The 23,612-nt window shown below is 67.9% G+C and carries 15 protein-coding genes and 1 pseudogene; 12 read left to right on the top strand and 4 right to left on the bottom strand.

Annotated elements, in window-relative coordinates:
- Positions 1–4: 4 nt before the first annotated feature.
- The 3 genes from AC2YHT_RS20960 to AC2YHT_RS20950 are packed head-to-tail and all read right to left on the bottom strand — an operon-like array spanning position 5 to position 2,967.
- On the bottom strand, positions 5–1,138 hold the full coding sequence (locus tag AC2YHT_RS20960; protein ID WP_487291828.1) for an AAA family ATPase: 1,134 nt from the start codon (positions 1,136–1,138) through the stop codon (positions 5–7).
- Positions 1,135–2,601 (bottom strand): S1 family peptidase, encoded by a 1,467-nt coding sequence (locus AC2YHT_RS20955; RefSeq protein ID WP_487291827.1) that lies wholly within the window; start codon positions 2,599–2,601, stop codon positions 1,135–1,137. The genes AC2YHT_RS20960 and AC2YHT_RS20955 overlap by 4 nt, the downstream gene beginning before the upstream one ends.
- Before the next feature lie 12 nt (positions 2,602–2,613).
- The gene (locus AC2YHT_RS20950; protein ID WP_487291826.1) at positions 2,614–2,967 is read right to left on the bottom strand and encodes a trypco2 family protein; all 354 of its coding nucleotides are present in this window, start codon (positions 2,965–2,967) and stop codon (positions 2,614–2,616) included.
- Between the two features lie 267 nt (positions 2,968–3,234).
- Here AC2YHT_RS20950 and AC2YHT_RS20945 point away from each other — a divergent pair, with 267 nt between their 5' ends.
- The 8 genes and pseudogenes from AC2YHT_RS20945 to AC2YHT_RS20910 all read left to right on the top strand — a co-directional run.
- On the top strand, positions 3,235–7,332 hold the full coding sequence (locus tag AC2YHT_RS20945; RefSeq protein WP_487291825.1) for a CHAT domain-containing protein: 4,098 nt from the start codon (positions 3,235–3,237) through the stop codon (positions 7,330–7,332).
- Positions 7,333–7,361: 29 nt separating this feature from the next.
- Complete coding sequence (locus AC2YHT_RS20940) at positions 7,362–8,726, top strand: hypothetical protein (protein WP_487291824.1); 1,365 nt, start codon at positions 7,362–7,364, stop codon at positions 8,724–8,726.
- Positions 8,723–9,562 (top strand): hypothetical protein, encoded by an 840-nt coding sequence (locus AC2YHT_RS20935; RefSeq protein ID WP_487291823.1) that lies wholly within the window; start codon positions 8,723–8,725, stop codon positions 9,560–9,562. The genes AC2YHT_RS20940 and AC2YHT_RS20935 overlap by 4 nt, the downstream gene beginning before the upstream one ends.
- A 166-nt stretch (positions 9,563–9,728) precedes the next feature.
- The gene (locus AC2YHT_RS20930; protein ID WP_487291822.1) at positions 9,729–9,911 is read left to right on the top strand and encodes a hypothetical protein; all 183 of its coding nucleotides are present in this window, start codon (positions 9,729–9,731) and stop codon (positions 9,909–9,911) included.
- 710 nt (positions 9,912–10,621) lie between these two features.
- Positions 10,622–12,829, top strand: a complete 2,208-nt coding sequence (locus AC2YHT_RS20925) for a beta strand repeat-containing protein (RefSeq protein ID WP_487291821.1) — start codon at positions 10,622–10,624, stop codon at positions 12,827–12,829.
- Positions 12,830–12,935: 106 nt separating this feature from the next.
- The gene (locus AC2YHT_RS20920; protein ID WP_487291820.1) at positions 12,936–16,964 is read left to right on the top strand and encodes a transglutaminase domain-containing protein; all 4,029 of its coding nucleotides are present in this window, start codon (positions 12,936–12,938) and stop codon (positions 16,962–16,964) included.
- 50 nt (positions 16,965–17,014) lie between these two features.
- Positions 17,015–19,531 (top strand): RHS repeat-associated core domain-containing protein, encoded by a 2,517-nt coding sequence (locus tag AC2YHT_RS20915; protein WP_487291819.1) that lies wholly within the window; start codon positions 17,015–17,017, stop codon positions 19,529–19,531.
- 413 nt (positions 19,532–19,944) lie between these two features.
- A pseudogene (locus AC2YHT_RS20910) lies at positions 19,945–20,393 on the top strand (IS6 family transposase); the annotation flags it as partial.
- Here AC2YHT_RS20910 and AC2YHT_RS20905 read toward each other — a convergent pair.
- Entirely contained in the window at positions 20,386–21,168 is a 783-nt protein-coding gene (locus tag AC2YHT_RS20905) for a hypothetical protein (RefSeq protein ID WP_487291818.1), read from the bottom strand. The pseudogene AC2YHT_RS20910 and the gene AC2YHT_RS20905 sit on opposite strands and share 8 nt — an antisense overlap.
- Before the next feature lie 76 nt (positions 21,169–21,244).
- On the opposite strand from AC2YHT_RS20905, the gene AC2YHT_RS20900 reads away from it, so the two are divergent.
- From AC2YHT_RS20900 to AC2YHT_RS20885, 4 genes are read left to right on the top strand one after another with little or no spacing between them, the layout of a single operon-like run.
- Entirely contained in the window at positions 21,245–21,655 is a 411-nt protein-coding gene (locus tag AC2YHT_RS20900) for a hypothetical protein (RefSeq protein WP_487291817.1), read from the top strand.
- Positions 21,655–22,221: a hypothetical protein gene (locus AC2YHT_RS20895; protein WP_487291816.1), complete on the top strand. Its 567-nt coding sequence runs from the start codon at positions 21,655–21,657 to the stop codon at positions 22,219–22,221. The genes AC2YHT_RS20900 and AC2YHT_RS20895 overlap by 1 nt, the downstream gene beginning before the upstream one ends.
- Positions 22,218–23,027, top strand: a complete 810-nt coding sequence (locus AC2YHT_RS20890; RefSeq protein WP_487291815.1) for a hypothetical protein — start codon at positions 22,218–22,220, stop codon at positions 23,025–23,027. The genes AC2YHT_RS20895 and AC2YHT_RS20890 overlap by 4 nt, the downstream gene beginning before the upstream one ends.
- Complete coding sequence (locus AC2YHT_RS20885) at positions 23,024–23,554, top strand: hypothetical protein (protein WP_487291814.1); 531 nt, start codon at positions 23,024–23,026, stop codon at positions 23,552–23,554. The genes AC2YHT_RS20890 and AC2YHT_RS20885 overlap by 4 nt, the downstream gene beginning before the upstream one ends.
- Positions 23,555–23,612 lie beyond the last annotated feature (58 nt).

Genomic DNA, 23,612 nt, shown 5'->3' with positions numbered 1-23,612 from the left:
CGGCCTAACCGGCCGTGGACGTCGTGGCTTCCGCCTGGGCGAAACGCTTGGCGATCTCGAGATCTTCCCGTGTCTTGGCCAGGGCGGTGAAGCTGGTCTTCAGCGCCTCGGACTGGCTGAAAATCGAGCCGTCCGGCGAAAGCACGTGATCGAGAATGTCGAGCCAGGCCAGCAGTTCGGCTGTGCCGGGGCGGCGGCCCAGGCTCGCGCGCTTGGCTTCGAACAGGTCCATGGCCTGCTGATACTGACCCTTTCGCCGGGCGAAGGGAACTTGTCGCCGGGCGATGATATCGAGGCGTCTTTTCGCGTCCGGCGGCGGGATATGGTAGTAGACGCAGCGTCGCAAGAACGGCTCGGGCAGCGTCTTCTCCGAGTTGCTGGTGATCACCAAGACCGGCCGATTGGCCTTGTCGCCCTCTACCGTCACCCCGAGTTCGGGAATGCGAAAGGCCATGCGCTCGATCTCGGTCAGGAGATCGTTGGGCGTGTCGCGCGGCGCCTTGTCGAATTCGTCGATCAGCACCAGTTGCCGGCGCATCTTGGGGAAGGGGCCCTGATAGAGGTCCTGATGGCGCTCGGGCGCCTGGATCGCAGCCGCATGGCCCGACATCAGCGGCCCCGCATGGCCTTCCAGGGGCATGGAGGCGCTGGCCGAGGCCCCGGGGCCCACCGTCGCCGTCTCGGTGTGGGTGGCGGTCGAGCGCTTCAGGTTCTTCCGCGGCGCGGCGGAGAAGACGATGGCCTGGCCCAGCGCGTTGAGCTCCAGATAATCCTGGTGAGGGCGGGGAGGCGTCTGATTCTGCGCGTCGCGAAAACGCGATAGTTCGTCGAAGCTGTAGAGCAGCTCCTTGCCGGTCGTCGTGGACTTGACGACGTGCACGAGCGGGCCTTTCAGGCCCATCTGGGTGGCGAGCCAGAAGGCGAGGCTGGTCTTGCCGCAGCCCGGGTCGCCGGTGATCAGCAGGGGCTGGCCGAGCAACAGCGCGACATTGACGGCCGCGGTCAGTTCATCGCCCGGATCGTAGCCCGCCGGGTCCCTGTAGCGCTCATAGACCGGCTCTGGCAGGGCGAGGGCTCCGGTGCGATCCGCGCGCGGCGCCACCCACCAGTCGGGACGGGACGAGTCCGAACTGGTCATAGGGCCTCCAAGGTGGCGGTGGCGTTGTCGCAGAACGTCTTCATGCTGATCCGCTCGCCCGGAAGGCGCGTGTTCAGGCTGTCCTCGAACGTCCGGAACAATCCGGGCTCGATCTGCGGGCAACGGCGGATCAGCTCCTTGATCCAGGCCGGAACATCGACGATGCGGACGATCTGCCCCAGGGGCTCGATCCACGACATCCCGTACGCCTCGGCATCATGCAAGACGTCCATGAGCTCGGGGCCTGGCGGACCGCGCCGGGGGGCGAAGAAGCGCCGCTCCGCCGCGGGCTCGCCGTCATACATCAAGCACAGGAACAGCAGCGCCGGCACGCCGTCGCCCAGGGCGTCGACCTGCCGCCAGAAATCGAGCCACTGGGCCAGCAGCGCGCCATGCCCGCGCCCGGCGCCCGAGCTCTGGATCAGCTGCCAGAAGGCCCGGCCGCGGGGTTGGCCGTCCAACCATTTGCGAACGTTGGCGGGGGTCGCCTCTTCTCCCGGCGGGGCGCCCAGCTGGCTCGCCAGGGCTTCGAGCATCAGCGCCCATTCCTCGTTCGGATCGATGTGGGTCGAGCGCGGCCACTCGAGGGCGGTGATGGTTTCGGTCGCCTGGGCGTCTCCCAGCAGGGCCTGCAGCAGAGGGGCGCCGGCCAGCCGTTCCATCAGCCGCTGCGGTTCGTCCTCGGCCTTGCAATCGATCACGAAGCGCATCGGCCGTCCCTGGCGACGGGTCAGCAGCGGCTGTGCGGCGCGCTCCACATCCCCGACCTGGCGGCTGCGGTCGATGTGATTGAGCAGCGGAGTCACCGACTCCTTGAGGTCTCGGTTAGAGCCCCAGTCCTTCAGGGTCGCGGAGCTGACATGTCTCTGGAAGTCAGGGGTCTCGAACAGCCGGGCGATCGGCAGCACCTGCAGGACGCTGCCCTTGAAATTGACGGGGTAGGAAAGAACGAGCCCGAGCAGCATGCGGTCGGCGAACACGGCCGCGCCCGACAGCCCGCCCCATCCGGAGCCGTCGTCCGTATCTTGGTAAGGCACCGGCGAGGTCAGTTGCAGGTCGAAGTGTTTGAAGGCGTGAGCCCAGGCCAGCACGCCGGAGACTTGATAGTCTCCCTGTTCGCCATCCAGCACCTGTGCGGAGGGAAAGCCGCGTCCGACGACGCGACAACTGTCCAGGGTCGTGATCGGCACCTTGCCGAACTGGGCCGGATGGGGCGCCAGGCCGCAGCATCCCTTGGCTTCGAGCGTCTGCAACAGCGCCACGTCCAGAAGGTCGTCCGTCCAGAGCGTCTTTGCCTTCAGCGGCTGGCCGCCGCCCAGCGGTTGAACCAGGCAGGTGTCCTTCTTGTCCTTGGGGGCCAGGCAGTGCTTGGCCGTCAACACCAGGCTGTCGGACAGGAAGTAGCCCGAACCGAGTGCGAGGCTGCGCTGGTAGCCGATACGGGCGACGCGTCTCGGATCCATCCGCGGTTCCCTTCAGCCCGATTGGCGGCGCGCGCCCAGCGCCTTCTTGGCCTTGCCGCCGATCTTGACCCGCTCAGGCGTGGCCCCCGGCGCGCGGGTGATTTCCGGCGTCAGGGTGAACTTCACCTTGTGGGTGTCCTCGCGACCGTACTGGCCGCCGCCTTCGGCTTCGACCCCAACGCCCAGGACCTTGAAGGAGGCCTTGGCCCCGCCCTTGGCCTCGCGCGTCACCACCGCGGTGAATTCGACTTCCACCGGTCCCAGGTCAAAGCGGATGCGTTGGCCGTCCGCCTGGGCCACGGCCTCTTCCAGCTCCAGCCGCAGCGCCTGCACGGCCTCGGCCAGCGGAATGGTTTGACGCGTCATGATCACTGCCCCTGAAGACCAATTCGCATAACGATGATCCTCGAAATCACTCTACTTTGGCAAGAGGTGGTGCTCTGTAAAATTATCGATTGAGTCGATTGCCCAAATCCCGCTCACGATGAGCCGCCCCCGATCTCGCGCCGGCGCCGGCTCAGATTGAGGATCAGCTTGGGATAACGCTGTTGACTCGACCTAGGGGCGAGCGTCAGATTTTGGCGGGTCTTGTTTCTGCGGGGGGCGGAGATGTGGCGGCAATGGCGTTTTCGCGTGTCTCAATGGCGCGCCGGCGTGACGGCGGTGGCGGCTCTGGTGCTTTTGACGCCGTCGAGCGCGCCGACGGCCGCCGCCCGGGATCCGCGCATCGCGTGCGAGCAGGCCGTGTTCGCCAGTCCGGCCTTCACCCGCTTCCTTCTGGCCAACCCCTCGCTCAGGACGCTCAATCGCGAAGGCCAGAAAGAAGCCTACGTCCTGCGTGGCGCCCTGGCCATGCAGGAGGTAGGCTTGGCCGCGAGCCGCACGGCCTATGAGACCGGCTTCATCGAGGACAAGCCTTCGGACGAGGCGGATCTTGCGATCTCGTACGACGACACGAACCTGCCAGACGATTTCGACGTCACCGCGCTGGCGCTGCCGGTGGACCACCCCTTCGACGTGGTCAAGCGGCTGATCAACGCGCGGATCATCCTGGCGGCCAAGGATGGAAAGCGCGTCACGCCTGACCTGAGGCAGCTGCTGGTCGAGAGCCGTCGGCGCTGGGGCGCCGACAGCCCGAGGCTTCTGCCGATCTTGCTGGTGCTGTCCGACGGGCTGCGCAAGGAGGCCCTGGCCGACGAGGCGGCTGTCGCCGACAGCGAGTTCCTCCGGATCGCCATGAGCCGGCCCAAGCTAGCCAGGCCGCTCAGCATGTCGATACAGACGGTTTCGACCCGGCTCGCCGAACACTACGAACACCTGTCGATCGCCCTGGAGGTCGACGGCATCTCGGGAGGCGAAAAGCAGATCGGGAACGCGCGCGCCGAGGCCGCGCGGCTGCGCAAGCAGGCCGAAACCTTCCGTCAACGCTCGGCCTACTCGATAGAGAACCTGGTCCCGCTGCTGATCGGATCGCTGCCGGGCGGCACGTCCATGAGCCTCGCCCAGGCGACGACTTCGCCGTCGCTTCCCAGGCAAGGGGCGAACAGCCTCGCCACGATCGTCAATTCGACGCTGTCCCTGATGGTGGCGGTCTCGGACGACAGCGCCGCCAACGTCGAATCCTTCGGCCCGGCGCGCGCGGTGAAGGATCGGGCGCCGGCGTTGGGCCGCTGCCTGGTCGAAAGCGGCAAGGCCTTCGTGGCGTGGGACACGAGCGCGGGCCTGCGCAACTTCCGGACCGCGCTCGACCAGGTCGATTCCCAGAGCGTCGCCGATCTGATCCGCAAGCGATACAACACGTCGGACGAATACGACGCCCCCGAAGCGACCGACCTGCTCGCTATTGAAGAGGATGACGTTCCCTGGCTGGGCTTCAGCTTGGGCGGCTTTGTCGCCACCTACGCCTCGGGAGACATGACCCGATTGGCCGACGTCCTGGACAGGGCGATGGGCGACGCCGTCTTCAAGGAGATCGGCAAATCCCTCGCCAAGTCCGCGGAGGGCGACGAGGAGCAAGAGGAGGCCCTGGCGAAGTTCCTGCCCTATGCGGGCGGCCTGGCGCAGAAGCTGCGGCCGGTCGTCACCAACATGCTGCGCGAGCCCAGCCCCAAGACGATACGCGACGCCGAGGCGCTGCGCGGCTGGCTGGACTCCAATCAGAGGCCGTTCAGGATCACGCTCGCCAACTTCCTGGCGAAGCAGATCGACGAGGACGATTCCGACAAGGACGAGATTATCGCCGGAGCCCTGGGGACCTATGACTGGGTTTTCCCGCTCGTCACCAGCCTGTCGGACGGCTTCGTGGTCAAGGCCGCGATCGCCAACAACGACCTGCCCGCGGCGACGCGCGCCAACGCGATCGCGGTCAAGCGAATTGGGGGATATCTCGCCCGCAAAAATCCTTCGGCCGAGATCCAGAGGGCCCAGGCCCAACTGCTCTCCGGAACGCCGGGCTCGTCCGAATACGACGCCGCCTCGCGGGTCTTCGCCAGCGCGATGCTGGCGGCGGTCCAGAAGGATCTCTACCAGACCACGGGTCTGGATGTTCTCGGCCAACTGGCCGATGCGGCTGATCGGGACGAGCTTCTCGACACGAGCATCGATAGCGACCACCCCTTGGCGGCCGCCGAGGTTCGGCAGGCGGTCGAAGCCGTCGGCGGGGATTTCCTGTGGGGCGTCTCGCCGAGCCGTCCGGTCAACGCCGACGCCATGGCCGCGCTGGTCGCCTACGCGATGAAAAGCATGGGCGACAGCAAGCCCGACGTCGAGTTCAGGAAGGCGCTCAATCCGACGGGGCTGGAGCCCTTCACCGAGATCACGACGAGCAACGTCGTCAATGCGATGAGCGGCTTCGAGCCCCTCTTGGAGCGAAGCCTCTACGTCGCCACGGTGCATCTCGCCGCCCTGAAGCGCAGCGGCCACAAGAAGGAAGCCGCGTTCATGGGCGACCTTGTCGCTGCCGGGGTCGACTGGTGGAGCGCGGTTCCGCCGAAGACCCGCCTTTCCTACGGCGCGATCGTGCCGGAAGCCGTCTATCGCTACGCCGTCGAGTGGCTGATCCTCTATGACCGGCCGCACGAGGCCGAAGCCGTGGCCGGTTTCTGGGTCGAGGCCCGGAAGTCGGTCTACGCCATCCCGCGGACCACGGTCGCCGCGCAGATGCGCGCCTGGCGGCAGGACCGTCAGGCCTGGAGCATCCAGGCCTGGCTCGCGACCTCGCGCATCCAGCGCATGACCTCGCCGTCGACCCAGGACATCGATGTCGTGCTGAACGCCATGGACGGGGCGAACCGCAACGTCGCGGGCGCGGATTTCAGCGCCCGGCTGCAGGCGGCTCAGCTGTCGGCGCCCGTGCGCCAGGCCTATTTCGACTGGTCACAGAAGTCGCAAGGGCTCGAAGCCGCCAGCCTCAGCGCGACGGTGAACGCCCAGCGGGACCTGAACCTGACCGGGTCGGCGATGGCGCTGTCCGTGGGCGGCGGCGAGCTCGATATGCTCCGGGCCGCCGAGGAGCAGGCCTGGACACGCTACCAGACGGCGTTGAGGGGGGCCGGGGTGGTCGAGAAGGCGGTGGGGTACCGTGCGCTTCAGGCCTCCCTGACCCCGGAGGAGGTTCTGCTGACGGGCCTGGTTCTGAACAACCAGGTGATCATGCTGGCCATGGCGCCGGACAAGGCGCCGAAGATCGTCACCGCGCCGATCTCCTACGACCAGCTGCGACGCCTGGTGGCTGTCTACAAGGGCGACATGACCCTTAGTGTGTCGGGCGGCGCGCCCCGCACCTTCAACCGGGCCAACGCCGCCGAGCTCTGGCGCGTGATCGGCGCGCCCGCCCAGGACTATCTGAAGGCCGGCCAGCGGCTGGTCTGGGTCCCGCCGCGCGAGCTTTCCGATTTCCCCATCACCGCCTTGCCCGTCGCGGGCCTGGGGGAGAGCGGATGGCTCGGCATCGACCGCCAGATCATGGTTTCGCCCTCGCTGGAATCCTTCCTTTCGATGCGGTCGATGAAGGCTGTCGCTCCCAGCAACCGCGTGCTCGCCGTCGGCGACATCGTCTTCCGGGGGCAGCAGAGGGGCGGGCAGGTGGACTTCGACCTGAACTACACCCTGCCGCCCACGCCCGGAGCGCGCAGCGCGCTCGACCAGATCGCGGGCGCCGCCAGCGGCGGCGACAAGGTGATCCTGCGCGACCAGAACGCGACCAAGTCAAAGCTGCTGGGGATGAGGGGGCAGGCCTTCGACGTGGCCCTGTTCTACACCCACGGCGTGGCGGGGCGCCTGGGCGTCCAGTGCGGGCGTCCGGTCGCCCAGGCCCTGGCGCTCTACCAGACACGGAGCTGCGGCGAGGCCTTGCTCAGCACCGACGAGGCCGCTGCGCTGCGCCTGAAGGCCCGCGTCGTGGTGCTGGCGGCCTGCGCCACCGCGGCGGCGCCGGACGACACGCTCGGTCCGCTGGGCGGCATGACCCGCGCCTTCCTGCTGGGCGGCGCCGACAGCGTCATCGCCGCCCACATGCCGGTGGCCGATCGCGCGGCCTCCCGCTTCGCGCCGATCGTGGTCGAGGAACTGGCGGGAAGGCGGCGCGGCGCATCCCAGGCCCTGCAAATAACCCTGGCGCGGCTGCGCGCGCAGAAGGACCTGGAGTCTCCCGCCTATTGGGGACAGTTCGAGGTGGTGGGCGAGGGGGCGCCGCCGGCTGGGCCGCCCAAGCCGCCTGGCCTCAAAGTATGACGCCGCCGCGATGGTTGTTCGTCGCGGTCATGGCCACGCTGCTCTGTTGGCTGGCGATGGGTCTGGAGCGTGTCGGCCTGTTGCCGGCCGTCTTCAGCGGGGCCGTGCGGGAAAACGCGGACGATCTGTTTAGCAAGGCCGGGCGGCTGAACCGCACGCCCGCCTTCGCGCCGCTGGTCGTGATCCTGGCCGACCAGGCCGACTGGGACGCGCGTGTCGACACGGCGCGCCGCAGTCCGCCCGTGCAGGCCTTCGACCGCGTCGTCATCGCCAACCTGTTGAACACGGTGCTCGATGCGCCGGCTCCGCCCGCGATGGTGGTGCTCGACATCGACGTGGCCCCGATCGCGCCGGAAGCCGACGAGGCCGTGCTGCGCCAGGCCCTGGAGCGCTGGCGTTCGGCGCCCAGGGCGCCGCCGCTCCTGATGATCCGGTCCGAGGATTGCGGCGAGCCGGCGGGACGGGCCGCGGGCGTGCAGAACCTGAGGCGGTGGCATGACACCCCCTATGACGACCTGCTCAGCCCGACCGCGACCAGCGCCACGCGCCTCGGCTGGGCCTGCTCGATCCCGGCGCCGACGGTCGATGGCGCCGTGCGCCTGTTCCACCAGTATGGCTGCGCCTTGCGCGAGGGCCGGCCGTTCGGCCTTTCCTCCCTGGGCTGGATCGTCGAGCAGTTCACGCGGAGCGGCGGCGGACAGCTCGGCCCTGCCTGGACGTCGGACTTCTATCGCGACGCCGCGCCCGATCTCCTGGCGGCCTGCAACGGCGCCGAGCGCGAGGCGCGCCCGCCCGAGCCGGTGGTCAAGGCGCGGGGCCGAGCGGGGAGCGCCGCCGAGGAGCCGGCCGTCATCGGCCTGTCGGCGATGCTGGCCCAGCCCCGCAAGACCGTCGGCGCCCTGGCGGGGGCCGTTGTCGTGATCGGCCAGGACACGCGCCGCGCTCCCGACCACTTTCGCGCCTATTGGGACTCGCCGATCTCGGGGGCGATCCTCATCGCCGCCCACCTGGACACGACGGTGCGCTACATGAACGCGCCGCGCTGGCCGGCCTGGGCCAACATCCTCCTGTCGCCGGTCTTGAGCCTGGCGGCCAGCCTGATGTTCGCGGCCTGCGCCTGGCTGAGGGACAAGCTGTCTGAGAAGCAGCCGGTTTTCGGCCTGCGCCATTGGCCAAAGCAGCAGGGCGGCGGTGCTTCGTCGGTTGCGGCGTTGGCCCTGACCAACTCCACGGTGACCGGCATCCTCAGCGCCGTGGCCTGCGCCTGGCCCCTGGCGGCGCTGGCCGCCTGGTTCGCGCCGATCGGCGCATGGCCCGGGATCGCCATGGTGCTGCTGTCGGTCACCATCGTCTCGATCCTGGTGGACGTGATGGGAGCCAAGGAGAAGCCATGAAACTGCCCGTCCTCGTTCTCCTGGCGTCGCTGGGGGTCGCCGGCGCGGCGGCGGCCCAGGGCTGCCCTGATCGGCAGACCGCCGGGCGCGTCCTGCAGCCGGCCGATACGTCCGTGGTCGTGGGACGGAACGGTCGATCGATCCGCGTCACCGTGCGCGACGACCTGTGCGTGGGCGATCTGGTGTTCGCCGGCGCGCGCCAGGTCGATCTCTCGCTCTACGGGCGCTTCGCGCCCAAGATCGTCGCCGCCAATACGAGCTACCCGGTTCCCACCCGGATCGACTACATCATCGGCCTCGCCCGCGAGGCCTTGAAGGGGCTTCTCGACGAGCAGGCCGAGACGGCGCGCTCGACGGGGTCGCTGCGGCCGTCGGCCTACATGTTCGGCGTGGCCGGCCTGTCGGACGGTTCGGCCGTGCTGACCAAGGATACGGGCCGCCTGCGCGTGCCGATCACGCCTCCGGGGCAGCCTACGCGCCTGTCCCTTTACGATCCGCGCGGACGCCTGGCCGCCACGGCCTCGGTCGCCCCTGAAAGCGACCTGATCGAGCTGAACTGGCGCCCGCGCGTGGGGCGCTGGCGCCTCGTCCTGGACAATGCCGAAACCTCGCTCACCGGCGGCTTCCAGGTGGCGGACGCGCCGCCGACGCTCGCCGGAGGGCAGGATTGGGCGAGCCTTTCGCCGGCGGACCAGGCCCTCGGCCTCGCCTGCCTCGACGTCCGCCGCTACGGCCTGGCGGCCCTGCAGCGGGCGTCCGACCCCAAGACGGCGGCGAGCCTTCTCTGGTACTGGTCCGACCCGCAGGCGGCCTCCCCCTGCGCGATGGAGCAGTGACGCCGACAACAAGCGGCCGCAGCCGCATCGCGGCCCGGGAGGGTGTCCCGCGGCCCAATGAGAACAAGGGCTTGAGCTGTCTAACGCTTTCAAGTCGGGCTTTGATTTTTCTAAGGAATTTCAGGTCTCTGTCTAACGTCTTTGGCCTCCGTCATGAGGCTTGCTGATGGCCCTCGAAGCGATCCGCTGGGCGTTCCGCACGCCCATTGAAAGCTCCGGCGCCAAGTTCCTGCTGGTGGCCCTGGCCGAGCACGCACGCGACGACGGCGACGGCTGGGCCTGCTTTCCCTCGATCAAGCGGCTGTGCGAGGCGCGCTCACCAGGTGCGCGCCGTAAGGGAAGCCGGTGAGGCGTGCGTACAACTGATTAATTCAACTCGGGGTGTATTCTTTCACCCTGGCCGCGACAGCTTCGGTGCTGGCGTCTTGGGTTCCGACGTCGCTGTGCATGTGCGTCGCTAAGGTGAGGCTACGCGAGCCCTTCTGTGCCCATTGTATATTTGGTCGGGCCTGTTGGAGCTTGCGGCGCAAGGCCCGGCGATCGAATCGCACAGGCGGCGGGATGCATTCGTCAGTCAATGATTGTCGGCTGCATGCATCCATTTCCGGCGACGTATTTTTCCGAAACAATCAGATTTACGATGACTGTTGCGCGTAGAGTTATTATTTATTTAAGAATAAAATGCAATGTTATGTATTATAAAATAGTATTTTACTCATCAACATATTTGTGTTGTAATCATTTAAAGATAAAGAATTGTGATTTATAGTATCGTTGTACTTTTGTGCATAAGGTGTGGCGAATTAATTTTTACACTTATTGCGATAAGTGTCAATTTGTAGCCATTCTGTATTTAAAAATAACTCAATCTCGCATTGTTTGAGTGCGTCGACTGATAGTACTGCTGTCTCGGGTTGTATGCGTGATTAAGACGCGCTTGGGGCGGTGTTGAATATGGCCTTTCGGGGGAAGGGCTGGCGCCTGATGTGCGCTGGTTTGATCGCAAGTGCGCCGGCTGTAGCGTGGTCTCAGCAAACAGTTTCCTACAGCTATGACGCTTTGGGGCGGGTCGTCGCGGTCGCCTATTCGACCGGTGATACGGTGACCTACGCCTATGATGCGGCGGGCAACCGGACCCAACAGTCGGCGGTACGGGCCAACCGCGCTCCCTCCGCCAGCGCCGACGCCATCAGTGTCAGCTACAATGGGGCGCTGACCTTCGATCCGCGAAGCAACGACGCCGACACCGACGGGGACGGCCTGACCATCACAGCGGTCGGTTCGGCCGGTCACGGCTCGGTGGTGATCAACAGCGGCGCGTCGCTGACCTATACGCCGACCAGCGGCTACTACGGCGCCGACAGCTTCACCTACACGATCTCGGACGGCAAAGGCGGGACGGCGACCGCGACCGTGAGCGTCACCGTGGCGACGCCGGCGGCGCCGACCGCGGCGGCCGTCTCTACCTCGACCGCCTACAACACGGCCAAGGCGATCGCCCTGTCGCCCAGCGGTGTCTACACCAGCCTGGCGGCCGCCACGAGCCCGGGCCATGGCGCGGTGTCGATCAGCGGCACGACGGCGACCTACACCCCGACCAGCGGCTACTACGGTTCGGACAGCTTCACCTACACGGCCACCGGTCCGGGCGGCACGAGCGCGGCGGCGACCGTCAGCATCACCGTCGCCGTCCCGGCTGCGCCGACCGTCTCGGCGGTCTCGGCCTCGACGGCCTACAACACCGCCGCCGCGATCACCCTGGCGCCGAGCGGCGTCTACACCAGCCTGGCGACGGCCTCGTCGCCGGCTCACGGCTCGGTGTTGATCAGCGGGACGACGGCGACCTACACGCCGACCAGCGGCTACTACGGTTCGGACAGCTTCACCTACACGGCCACCGGTCCCGGCGGCACGAGCTCGGCCGCGACCGTCAGCATCACTGTCGCCGCGCCGGCTGCGCCGACCGTCTCGGCCGTCTCGGCCTCGACCGCCTACAACACCGCCACCTCGTTCGGCCTGTCGCCGAGCGGCGTCTACACCAGCCTCTCGGCCTCGACCCCGGGTCACGGCGCGGTGTCGATCTCCGGGACGACGGCGACCTATACGCCCACCAGCGGCTACTATGGTTCGGACAGCTTCACCTACACGGCCACCGGTCCCGGCGGCACGAGCTCGGCCGCGACCGTCAGCCTGACCGTCGCCACCCCGGCCGCGCCGACCGTCTCGGCGGTCTCGGCGTCGACGGCGTACAACACCGCGACCTCGTTCGGCCTGTCGCCCAGCGGCGTCTACACCAGCCTGGCGACGGCCTCGTCGCCGGCTCACGGCTCGGTGTCGATCAGCGGGGCGACGGCGACCTATACGCCGACCAGCGGCTACTACGGGGCCGACAGCTTCACCTACACCGCCACCGGCCCCGGCGGCACGAGCTCGGCGGCGACCGTCAGCCTGACCGTCGCCACACCGGCCGCGCCGACCGTCTCGGCCGTCTCGGCCACGACCGCCTACAACACCGCCATCTCGTTCAGCCTGTCGCCGAGCGGCGTCTATACGAGCCTGGCGACGGCTTCGTCGCCCAGCTACGGCGCGGTGTCGATCAGCGGGACGACGGCGACCTACACGCCGACCAGCGGCTACTACGGGTCCGACAGCTTCACCTATACGGCCACCGGCCCGGGCGGCACGAGCTCGGCGGCGACGGCGAGCCTGACGGTGAACGTCCCGGCCGCGCCCACCGTGGCGGCCGTCTCGGCCACGACGGCCTACAACAAGGCCAAGGCGATCACCCTGTCGCCCAGCGGCGTCTACACCAGCCTGGCGGCCTCGACCCCGAGCCACGGCTCGGTCTCGATCAGCGGCACGACGGCGACCTACACGCCGACCACCGGCTATGTCGGGTCCGACAGCTTCACCTACACCGCCACGGGTCCTGGCGGGACCAGCGCGGCGGCGACCGTCAGCGTCACGGTGAACGCCAACGCCGCGCCGCTGGCCAACAGCGACTATTACGAGATCGAGAAGACATCGACCGCCAAGACGCTGGCCGTGCTGGCCAACGACACCGACGCGGACGGCGACACCCTGACGATCATTTCGGTCACCCAGCCGAGCACGGGGGCGAAGGTCACCTTCACCTCGACGACGGTCACCCTGAGCAAGGTCGTCGCTGGCTCGAACGAGTTCAGCTACACGATTTCGGACGGCAACGGCCACACCGCCACCGCCTGGGTGGACGTCGAAGGCACCGTCAACGGCATCGTTCAGTGATCGCTGCGCCGCGAACCGGCGACCGCCAAAGGCGGGACGAGATCACGGCTCGTCCCGCCGCTCTTCCCAATTTGTCTCACCCAATCTGTGATCGGGGGATTGCTGCTTGAAGAAATCTGCACGACTGGCGTCGGCGGGCGCGTTCGCGCTGCTGTGGGCCACCGGCGCCTGTGGTGAAACGCTTCCCGCGATGAGCTTCCTGCAGGCCCAGGCGGTTTCGCCCAGCCAGGCCCAGGCCTATTACGGGACCGGCACGACCCACTCCTCGTCCTATGTCGGCGTCAGCGGCTTCGAAGGCCGGCCGCCCGAGATCGTCGAGGGCGCGCGGGCGCTGCGCGGCAGCCCCGACAACATCTACGAATACGTCCACAACCAGATCACCACCGAGTTCGCCTTCGGGGTCCGCAAGGGCGCGCTGGGGGCGATGATCGACCGTTCGGGCACGCCCTTCGACCAGAACCTGCTGTTCGTCGAGCTGGTGCGTCAGGCCGGCTACACCGCCCGCTACCGCATCGGCCCCGTCACTATGACGGGCGAGGCCTTTGCCTCCTGGACCGGGATCAGCGACGCCAAGGCCGCCTGCAAGCTGCTCGCGGGCGGCGGCGTTCCCGCCAGCGTCAACGGGACCACCGACGCCAGCTGTGCGACCAGCGGCGCGATCTCATCAGTCACGCTGCTGCACGTCTGGTCCGAGGTCCAGATCGGCGGCGCCTGGTACGCCTTCGATCCCAGCTTCAAGGCCCGCGCCGCCACCAGCCTCCGCGACGTGAAGACCGACATGGGCTTCACTACCGGGGCGGCGGCCAGCACCGCCGGCTCGACGGTGTCGTCTGGCTCGGACACCTCTTCCGGCTCGGCCTACATCAAGAGCATCAACGCCACCGGCCTGGAGGCCTATCTCCAGGCGCGCAGCACGCAACTCCAGGCCGTTCTGACGGCCCAGGCGGCGGGGCGAGACCTCGACGACGTCGTCGGCCTGCCGCAGATCGTCCAGGAGTACGCGCCGACCGGCGGCTGGCGCAACGCGACCCCGGCCGGCTATTCCACCGGCTCGGCCGAGACGATCACGGGCGACATCCCCGACCAGTACCGCACGACCCTGCAGGTCACCGTGACCCAGGCGGCCACCGTGCCGGTGACGCTGCTCGACCGCGTGCTCTACACCGACGACTTCTATGGTCGCCGCTTCGGGCTGAACACCAACTTCGACTCCACGAGCGTCAAGGTCCCGACGGACTATTGCCACCAGACGGTGTCGCTGGTCGTCGACGACGTCGCGCTGCAGACCTACACCGAGGACAAGGACACCACGAAGCAGGGCGCCTGTGGGTCGCGGCCGTCAGGCTACGTGACACTGGCCATCAACCACCCCTACGCCGCCTCGAGCGGGACGTTTGGGGACCAGAGCGTCACCAAGGACGCCCTGTTCACGGTGCCCCTGACCATTGTCGCCGGCTTCGGCAACGTCTCGTCCGCCCTGGCCTCCAAGTGGAGCGGCGAGGCTGAGGACAAGCGCACGCTTCCGAGCTGGGTGGCTCCACCGCCCAACGATTGTGACCCGTCCTATGTCTGCTATCAGGGCGACCAACCGCTGCAGGTCGAGCAGCGCCACGGCATAGCCGCCTCGTGGCTGGCGCAGGTCACCCGCATGTTCGCCCTGCAGGGGGCGGTCGGCGACGCGCGCATCGACCATCAGCACAGCCTGGGTCTGATCGCCTGGCGTCACGGCCTGACGGTCATCCAGAACCACCCAGAGAACTCCAGTCTTCCCTACGACTTCCAGGTCGCCGACCAGTTCACCTCGATCAACATCGACACGACCCTGGCGGTGAGCGGCGCCGGCTCGGACCAGAGCCGCGTTCCCGCGCTCTCGCGCTCGGTGGCGGCCAGCGCGGCTGCGCTCGAAGGCAGCATGCTGGAGCAGGTCGAAGGCATGCCCGACACCTCGTCGACGGCGACCCGTTTCGCCTGGGCCAACACGCCCGACGACGAGGATCCGTGCGCCGCTGGACAGCGACGCTTCTATGATTTCTCCGGCTCGACCCAGGCCGGCCGCATCAGCTCGGCGATCGTCTACGAAGGAGCGACCGACGGCTGCTCGTCGAGCCCGCCGTTCAACTTCTCGCTGAGCACCAACCTGAAGACCGAGCTGAACTACGACCTTCAGCTCTTCGTCGATGCCGGATTTTCGATCACCGCGCCTGGCGAGGCGATGCTCGGTCCGGGCGCCCGGTTCGGTCCGATCTCGGGAGAGCAGAACTGTGTGATCCTGTGGCTCTTCAATTCGAAGTGGTGCACCTCGAACTATGATCCGACCCGCCAGCGCGGCGGCGCGTTCGTGGCGACCAGGCGTGACGCCGACGGCCAGGTGCTGCAGGTGGCGCACGTCATCACCGGCTACGACGGCATGTCGAAGGGCGGCGGCGGCAACGAGCCCGAACTCGCCGGCGTCTTCGATCCTGGCCGTGCGGCCGATCGCCTGAAGGACAGGCTCGTGGATCGAAGCTCGGTCATGGGCGTCGACCTGAAGACGGGCGTCATGACCTATTCGACGCCGGTCCTGGCCTCGACGGGCAATGGCGAGGAGCCTTTCGCGGTCCAGAACCGCAAGACCTACAAGGCCGGGCCGACGGCCTGCTTCTTCGGCTATTGCGGCGGGCCGCCGCAGAACAGCTGGACCAATGACGAGACGCCGTGGTTCACCGTTTCGGCTTCAGGTCTCGAGGCCATGGGCCAGACCCGGCCGGAAGCCGCCGCCCAGTCGCTGGCGGCCTTCGCCGTCCAGCAGGACATCTTCGCCCAGAGCGGGCTGAGCGATCTTTCGCGCGACGTCTATGCGACGCTTGCCGCCGACTGGTGGCGTCGGCAGTTCGTCGGCAACGTCGCGACGCTCACCTACGGCTTCAAGGGCGCGCAGTACGTGAAGCTCGCCGACGGAACCTGGCGCGCGCCGGTGGGATCGCCGGGCGTGCTGACCCAGACGGGCGCGCGGGCCAAGGTGCGCGACGTCTGTCACTCCGAATGGCCCGGCACCATCCGTAAGACGATCTCGACCTCGCGACGCTGGGACGAGATGAGCATGAGCTTCTCCCTGCGCCACGCGGACGGGGAGACGGTGACGATGTCGCCCTGGAAGGTCAATTACGACACCGAGATGGAGTGCGCCAACGCCTACGGCTTCTCGGTCGTCCGCCGCACCTGGCCGTCGGGCGTCTATATCGACTACAGCACGCGCAAGACGAGCCTGGGCCGATCGCTGATCGCCACGACGGACTACACGTTCGACTCCGCCGGCGACGCCTGGAAGGATGCGAACGGCGGCTGGTGGCGAGTGGAATATGCGCCGGTCGTCGCGCGTTCGGCCACGGCGCGGCCTATTCCCTACAAGCAGATCGTTCGCACCTACGAGCCCGGAAGCACGGTTCCCACCGCGGCCTATACCTATGACAGCCTGGGCCGGGTCATGGCGGCGCAGGACGGCGTCGGCTACCAGACCGGCCAGAGCCATACCTTCTACATCGGTGAAGGCGGGCGTGGCGAGCGCGTGAACCCGCTCGGCGGCGGCTACGTGGTCTATTACGACCAGCGCGGCAGGTCCGTCCGCCACATCGACGAGCTCGGGCGGACGGTGAAGAGCACCTATGACGGCCTTGGCCGTGTCGCGTCGCGCACCTATCCGGAAGGCGACATCGACCAGTTCAAGTACGACGGCAGCGACAACGTCATCCAGCTCGACAAGACGGCCAAGTCCGGCTCGAGCCTCGCCGCCATCAGCGTCACCGCTGGTTACGACGCGACCTGGAACAAGCCGTCGTGGGTGAAGGACGCCCGCGGCAATCAGACCGACTTCGCCTATGTCGCCTCGGGCAACGGCGTTGGCGAGGTCTCGACGGCGACCCAGCCGGCGGTCAGCGGCGTCCGGCCGGTCTGGTCCTTCGAGTACAACGCCTACGGCCAGCGGACCAAGGTCACCGACCCGACGGGCGTGGTGACGACGACTGCGTATGACGCCCTGGGCAATCCGACCAGTTCGACGCTGGATCCGACCGGCGTGGCGGCGACCAGCTGCAAGAGCTTCGACGCGACCGGCAACGTGGTCAGCGAGACCGATCCGCGCGCGGGGGTGTGTCCGTGAGCCGGCCGACGGGAAGCAAAGAAATGAAGCTGAGGCCCTGGGCTACTGGAATGGTCGTCGCGACCGTTCTGGCCAATCTGTTCAGTGTCGGCGCTGTGCGAGCGCAGACCTACACGACGGCCGACTATACGAGCTACACCCAGTACGACGCCATGCGGCGGCCGACGATGAAGATCGGGCCGGATCCGGACGGGTCTTCGGGGGCGCTCAAGCGGCGGGCGGAGCTGACGACATACGACGCCACGGGGCGCGTGGTGCGCCTTGATGTCGGCACGGTGGACTCGGTTGCGCTCAGCGCGGGGGTGGTCAGCTACACCAACTTCGTGATCAGCCAGTCGACGCTGACGCGCTACGACGCCAGCGGCAACAAGACTCAGGTCTACGCCTATCCGGGGACCAGCGCGGCGACCCTGACCCAGACCAGCTACGACAGCGTCAACCAGGCCGTCTGCACGGCCGTGCGGATGAACAGCGGGATCTTCACAGATCTTTACAACGCCAGTGATCGCCCCGACGCCTGCGCGCTGCAGACCGCCGGATCGCAAGGTCCAGACCGTGTGACCAAGACGGTCTACGATCTTGCGAGCCAGACCTTGCAGACCCTGCAAGCTGTCGGAACGAGCGCCCAGCGCACCTACGCGACCTACACCTATACCGCCAACGGCAAGCAGCAGACGACCACCGACGCCAACGGCAACAAGACCACGCTGACCTATGACGGCTTCGACCGGCTGGTTCAGCAGAACTTCCCGTCGACGACCCGAGGGGCGGGCGTGTCGAGCACGACCGACTTCGAGCAATACGGCTACGACGTCGACGGCAACCGCACCAACTGGCGCAAGCGCGACGGATCGACCTTCGGTTACGGCTTCGACGCCCTCAATCGGATGGTCTCCAAGGGCGGCAGCAGCATCGCCGATGTCAACTTCGCCTATGATCTGGCTGGTCGCCGGACCATAGCGGTGTTCACTTCGAGCGGTCAGGCCGTGACCTACGGCTACGATACAGCCGGCCGCCGGGTGAGCGAGACGACTTTCGGCCGCACCATGGCTTACGCCTACGACAAGACTGGCAACCAGATCCGGATGACCTGGCCAGACGGGTATTACGTCGCCAACACGGTCGACGCGGTTAGCCGCCTGAAGTCCGTGGCGCTGACCACCAACAGTCCGTTCGTCACCTACGGCTTCGACGATCTGGGGCGGCGGACCTCGGCGACCAACGTCTTCAACGGAACCTCGACGACTTGGGGCTTCGATGGCGGCAATCGCCTGACCAGCCTGTCACACGACCTGCCGGGCACGTCTCAGGACGTGACCTTCGGCTTTGGCTACAATCCAGCCGGCCAGGCCACCAGTCAGTCGATCTCGAACAACGCCTATGTCTGGGGGGCGACCAGCACCAGTCTCAGCGCTACGGCTGACGGCCTCAACCGCGACGCGGCGATCGTGGCGATCGGCGGCGGCGGCTGCGCCGCCTCGGGTAAGGGCTACGACTGCAACGGCAACATCATCAACGACGGGGCCGGCCGCAACTTCGCCTATGACGGCGAGAACCGGCTGACGGCGCTGGCTGGACCGGCGAGCGCCAGCATGGCCTACGACCCGACGGGCCGGCTTTACCAGGCTACGATCAACGGAACCGTCACCCAGTTCCTCTATGCTGGCGAAAAACTGGTGGCCGAGTACGATGCCTCGGGCAACGTGCTGCGGCGCTACGTGCCCAGCTACGGCGTCGACGAAGCGATCCTCTGGTGGGAGGGCGCGGGCTTCTCCGATCCGCGCAGCCTGCACGCCGATCGCCAGGGCTCGGTGATCGCATCTTCGACCGGCGCCGTCGCCACCGTCTACACCTACGGCCCCTATGGCGAGCCGGGCGACAGCTGGGGCGCGGGCAGTCGCTTCCGCTACACCGGCCAGATCGCCTTGCCGGAAATGAAGCTCTACTATTACAAGGCTCGTGCCTATGATCCGGCGCGCGGCTGGTTCCTGCAGACCGACCCCATCGGGTATCGGGACGATCTCAACCTCTATGCCTACACGGGTGGAGACCCGCTTAATAAGACCGATCCCAGTGGACTAGGTCCGCTTATGCCGGCGATGGCAGGGGCCGGCTGTGCCGCGACCATCGAATTGGGTTGTGCGCCAGGGGCTGTCATTGGTGCTGGGTTGGCCGCTACGATTGAGCTAGGCGGCGTGCTGTGCGCTGCATTCTGCGGGAAAGTTTGGGATCATTTTCATCCCAGTGAGCCGTTCACGACGCCAGACGGGAGGGAAGTTAGAGACCACGGCTCGCGAGGAGACGGAGGCGACTATCTCAAGGGCAAAGGCTGGACGCCAGGGCAGGTTGACGATGTTATCGAAAACCACGACGACAAATATGAGCAGGGTAAAGACAACAGCAATCCGAAAGACAAGACTACGGTTTACGTTGATAAAAATGGCAATTTCGTTCGAGTAAACAACCGAACCGGCCAGGTTATACAGGTAAACGATAGAAATAACCCAAGGCAAAAGCCGCCCGCGAAGCCTCCTGAAAAGCCCCCTGAAAAACCTTCTGGGCCATGAGATCGAGATTATGGACAATATAATTTTGGAAGGGCGACTAACGAGAGGGTTGTCGGCTAAGGGAACTGATCTCTTAGATGCGGATGAGTTGCGTTGTTTGTGGCGATATGCACATGAAAAAGGTTGTATTTTGTCGGCAATGGAGGGTTATAGAATAAAGGGTGAATTCGAGTATGCAGATTTTGATTTCAATTTCCACATAGATGATCTTGTAATTGAAGGATGCGATTCCTTGCCTCAGTCTATCTCCGCGAGGGTGGAGGAGTTGGCAGAAGAGGCTAAGCGTAGTGCGGACCCTATTCGATTTCAGGCATGGTTTAGGAATGGAGGGCTGTGAGGTGTTGTCGGCTTAGCCGGAGCGCTGCGAGGCGCTTTGGCAGGACGTGGCTTGTTGGAAGCGGCAGGAGCGCGCCATGCGTGCTCTGTCGTTCAAGTGTCACCGGTTCCTGGCCGAGGTTATCCGCTACGCCGTTTGGCTCTATTTCCGTTTCACCCTGAGCTTCCGTGACCTCCAAGAGTTGTTGGCGCAGCGTGGGATTGAGGTCAGCTACGAGGCGATCCGCTGCTAGACGATCAAGTTCGGACCGCAGATCGCCAAGAATCTGAAGCGGAGGCGGCCGCCGCGCTGAAGTTAATCAAGCGCTTGCTGCGTAACCAGCCCGTCGGGCCGCTGTCGATCACAACCGACGGCCTTGGTTCCTGCACCGCCGCGCTCTGGGAGTTGGACCTGCACGACCTGCATCGTCCCGGTCGATTGCGCGAAAACAATCGCGCCGAAAATGGCCGCCTGCCGATCCGGCGACGGGAGCGAAAGATGCAGGGCTTCAAGTCCCAGGCCTCCGCCCAGAGATTCCTCACCTCGCCGGGAAGTCCACTGCCTGCGGCCGCCCAGCGAAGCCGCCGCCGCCCGTATACGGCAGGCACCCGCTAAGCGCCGCGATGGCGCGGGCTTCGGCGATCAGGCGGGCGTCGCTCGGCGGGGCGCTGTCGGGGCGCAGGATCCTCGGCGGGCTGGCGATCAGGCCGCGGCTGTCGAGGGTGACCTCCAGCTTCACCGCCACGCCCGAGCGTCCGGGCAGCTTCTTCCAGCAGGGCTCGACGAAGCCGAAGAGGCCGCCCGCGCCGGCGCCCTTGCCGTTGGTCGGGGCCGACGACCGCGGGCCGGCAGAGGGCTTGGCGGTCTGGCCCTCGCGGTCGCGCCCCGCGCCCTGTCCGCCGTCGTCGCGCTGTCCCTTGCCCTGACCGACGCCGTCGGCCTCGCCGCGGCTGCGTTCGGTGCGCGCGGCCTCCACCGCCTCGAGCAGGCTGCGGGCGCTGGCGCGCGGCTGGTCCTGGGGCACGGGAATGGCGATTGCGGGATCGGCCTGGCGCAGCTTGGCCAGAAGTTGAGCGATCTGGGCCGCCTGCGTCTCGGCCGGATCGGGCTGCTCGGCGCCGGCGCGGCCGGAAAGCTCCACCGCCACATAGGGCTCGACTGGGCCCTCCGCCTCGCCGCCGCCGGCCGCGGCCAATTCGCCGCCCGGTAGACCGAAGATCGCCAGCAGCAGGACCGCGTGCAGTCCGACCGACGCGGCGATCGCCAGTGTGTCGCGGCGGGCGCGGTTTCGCGCGGGGCGGGCGTTCGGGGCGAAGATCAAGCGAGTAACCACTGGTTGCGCGCCGGGCTTATATGATAGATTCGACGTTCGGAAGTTCTTGTACGAGGGGCGGTGCGTGTCTGGGGCGACGCGCGCCGGATTTGCCATCACCACCGGCGTTTTTCATCGCGACCCGCGCGGCGTTGACGGGTTCGCCGCGGTCGACGCGTTGGTCGCGCTGGTCGTGCTGTCCATGTGTCTGGCGCTCGTGCTGACCGCGGCCCAGGCGGCCCGGCGCGCCGCCGAGACGGCCGCCGAGATCGCCGCCGCCCAGGCCCTGCTGCGCTATCTGGCCGAGACCGCGCCCGCCCGTATCGACCAGGCCTCCGGCCGCAGCGACCGCCTGGCGTGGTCGCGCGAGGTGTCTGCGATTACCGGCCAGACCCTGCGCCCGCGGCTGTGCCGCGTCGTCGTCCGGCTGCGCGGCGAGAAGAGCCGCCGCCGCTATGAGCTTTCCACCGAGCGCCCCTGTCCGGAGGCGGCCTGATGCGCGAGGACGGCTACACCCTGGCCGAGGCGCTGGCGGCGATCGTCATGATCGGGCTGGCGATCGGCGGCCTTTCCCAGGCGGTGCACGTCATCGGGCGGCTGCAGGCCGGCGCGGCCGCCGGCGTCCAGGCGCAGGCCCGCCAGGGGCGCCTGCAGCAGGCGCTCGACCGGCAGATGGCCCAGGTCGGCCCGGCCTGGTCCGACGCCGGGCCCGCCGAAGGCTCGGCCGGCGCCGCCAGCCTGCCCTGCGGCGGCGACGCCGTCTGCGGCCTGGCGCTGACGAGCGACGCGGACGGCGGGGTCCTGTCGATGGTCGATGCGCGCGGCGTGCGCCGCAGCGTCGTGTTCGGCGCCGCCCGGCCGGTGCTGCGCTTCGTCGATGCGGCCGGCGTCCACGACGCCTGGCCGCCAGCCTCGCCCACCCCGCGCCGGCCGTTGCTGGCCGTGGCGGTGGTCGACGCGGGGCGGGGTGGGCGTCCCCTGGCCGTGGGGCGGATCTGGTCGCGTCAGCCGGGCGCGTGCCAGTTCGACGGGGTGTCCGGCCAGTGCAGGAACGCGTCTTGATCACCCCCGCCAATCTCCAGCTCATCGAGGCCGAGGCTGTCGACGCGGCTCCCGAGCCCGAGGTCGCCGAGGCCCGGGTCTTCGCGCGCTCGATCACGGCGCCGCCCGGCTGGCCCTGGGAGCAGGTCCGCGCCGCGGGCCTGGAGGCGCGCCACGCCGCGCCGCTGCCGTTCGGCGAGGTCGCCCACCAGGTGCGGCGACTGGAAGCCTGGCGCGCCGGCCGTCCCACCCGCTTCGCCGCCTTCTACGTCCGCCGCGCCGAGGTCGGCGAACGGCTGGAGGCCGAGGTCCTGCTGAGCGGCGAGCGCCACAAGGTGGTGTTCGTCTCCGCCGAGCAGCAGCGTCGCCGCCTGCGCCTGCTGGTCGGGGTCGGCCTGGGCGCGGGGCTTCTGGTGTTCGGTGCGATCCTCGCCGCCGCCGCCGCCCGGCACGCCGGCGAAGAAGCCGAGCAGCGCCTTTCGGCCTTGGAGACGCGCGCCGCCGCCGACCTGAGGCGCGCCCAGGTTTTGCGCCGTCAGCGCCAGCTGTCGGCGGCGATCGAGGATCGCGACCGCGGGCCGGGCTTCGAGGCGCCGCTGTCCGAACTGGCCTGGAGCGCCCGCGGCAAGCGACCCGAGGCCCGCATCCTGGCCTGGCATTGGGAGCCGGGCCTGACCGCCGTGGAAAGCCGCGGCAAGGATTCGCCCTTCGTCGCCTCCGACCGGCCGGTGGAGCGCTCCGGCGCGCCCGTGCGGCGCGGGGTCTGGCTCTGGGGCGTGGGCGCCAGCTCGCCCGCCGCCCCCACCGCCGCGGAGGTCCGGCCATGAGCCCGCGCCTCGCCGTCCCCGGACCGGTGCTGATGTTCGGCGGCTTCGTCGTCGCCGCGAGCCTGGCGCTGGTCGCCGCCTGGGGTCTGGCCAGCCTGGCCCAGCCGGCTGATCTCGACGCGCGGCTGGCCGCCGTCGACGCCGTGCAGCAGCGAACCCAGGGCCTGCTGGCTGGGCGAAGCGGAAGCGTGGTCTACGCGGCCGAGGCGGTCTGCCCCTCGACGGGCGCCGCCGATCTGGCCGTATTGCGCGCCCGCCTGAACGGCCTGGCCGCCGCCGCCGGGCTGAGCGAGGTCCGCGTCGAGGTCGCGGCCAGCCAGGCCGCGTTCGGCGATCCGCTGTCGCCCGCCGGTTTTGAGATCGCCGCGCGCGGCCCCTACGCCGCCGCGGTCGGGCTGGTGGACGCCCTTCAGCGCGGCCCGGCCCTGGCCTATGCCGACGCCGTCGATCTGCACGCGGAGGACGCCGCCGCCGTCCGCATCGCTCTCAAGGGACGCTTCTATTGCTGGACCGCCGCCTCACGCTGATCCTCGCCGCCGCGCCGGTCGGGCTGGCGCTCGGCGTCGCCGCCTGGGCGGCCGCCGG

Source organism: Caulobacter sp. SRI_008 (assembly GCF_057586355.1).
This window is presented reverse-complemented; position numbering and strand designations above follow the sequence as displayed.

What these genes read in the sequence shown, in the direction of transcription:
- AC2YHT_RS20885 (WP_487291814.1), top strand. Translation starts at nt 23,024, where the DNA reads ATGAGCCCGCGCCTCGCCGTCCCCGGACCGGTGCTGATGTTCGGCGGC.
- AC2YHT_RS20895 (WP_487291816.1), top strand. Translation starts at nt 21,655, where the DNA reads ATGCGCGAGGACGGCTACACCCTGGCCGAGGCGCTGGCGGCGATCGTC.
- AC2YHT_RS20935 (WP_487291823.1), top strand. Translation starts at nt 8,723, where the DNA reads ATGAAACTGCCCGTCCTCGTTCTCCTGGCGTCGCTGGGGGTCGCCGGC.
- AC2YHT_RS20960 (WP_487291828.1), bottom strand. Translation starts at nt 1,138, where the DNA reads ATGACCAGTTCGGACTCGTCCCGTCCCGACTGGTGGGTGGCGCCGCGC.
- AC2YHT_RS20940 (WP_487291824.1), top strand. Translation starts at nt 7,362, where the DNA reads ATGGCCACGCTGCTCTGTTGGCTGGCGATGGGTCTGGAGCGTGTCGGC.
- AC2YHT_RS20915 (WP_487291819.1), top strand. Translation starts at nt 17,015, where the DNA reads ATGGTCGTCGCGACCGTTCTGGCCAATCTGTTCAGTGTCGGCGCTGTG.
- AC2YHT_RS20950 (WP_487291826.1), bottom strand. Translation starts at nt 2,967, where the DNA reads ATGACGCGTCAAACCATTCCGCTGGCCGAGGCCGTGCAGGCGCTGCGG.
- AC2YHT_RS20930 (WP_487291822.1), top strand. Translation starts at nt 9,729, where the DNA reads ATGGCCCTCGAAGCGATCCGCTGGGCGTTCCGCACGCCCATTGAAAGC.
- AC2YHT_RS20955 (WP_487291827.1), bottom strand. Translation starts at nt 2,601, where the DNA reads ATGGATCCGAGACGCGTCGCCCGTATCGGCTACCAGCGCAGCCTCGCA.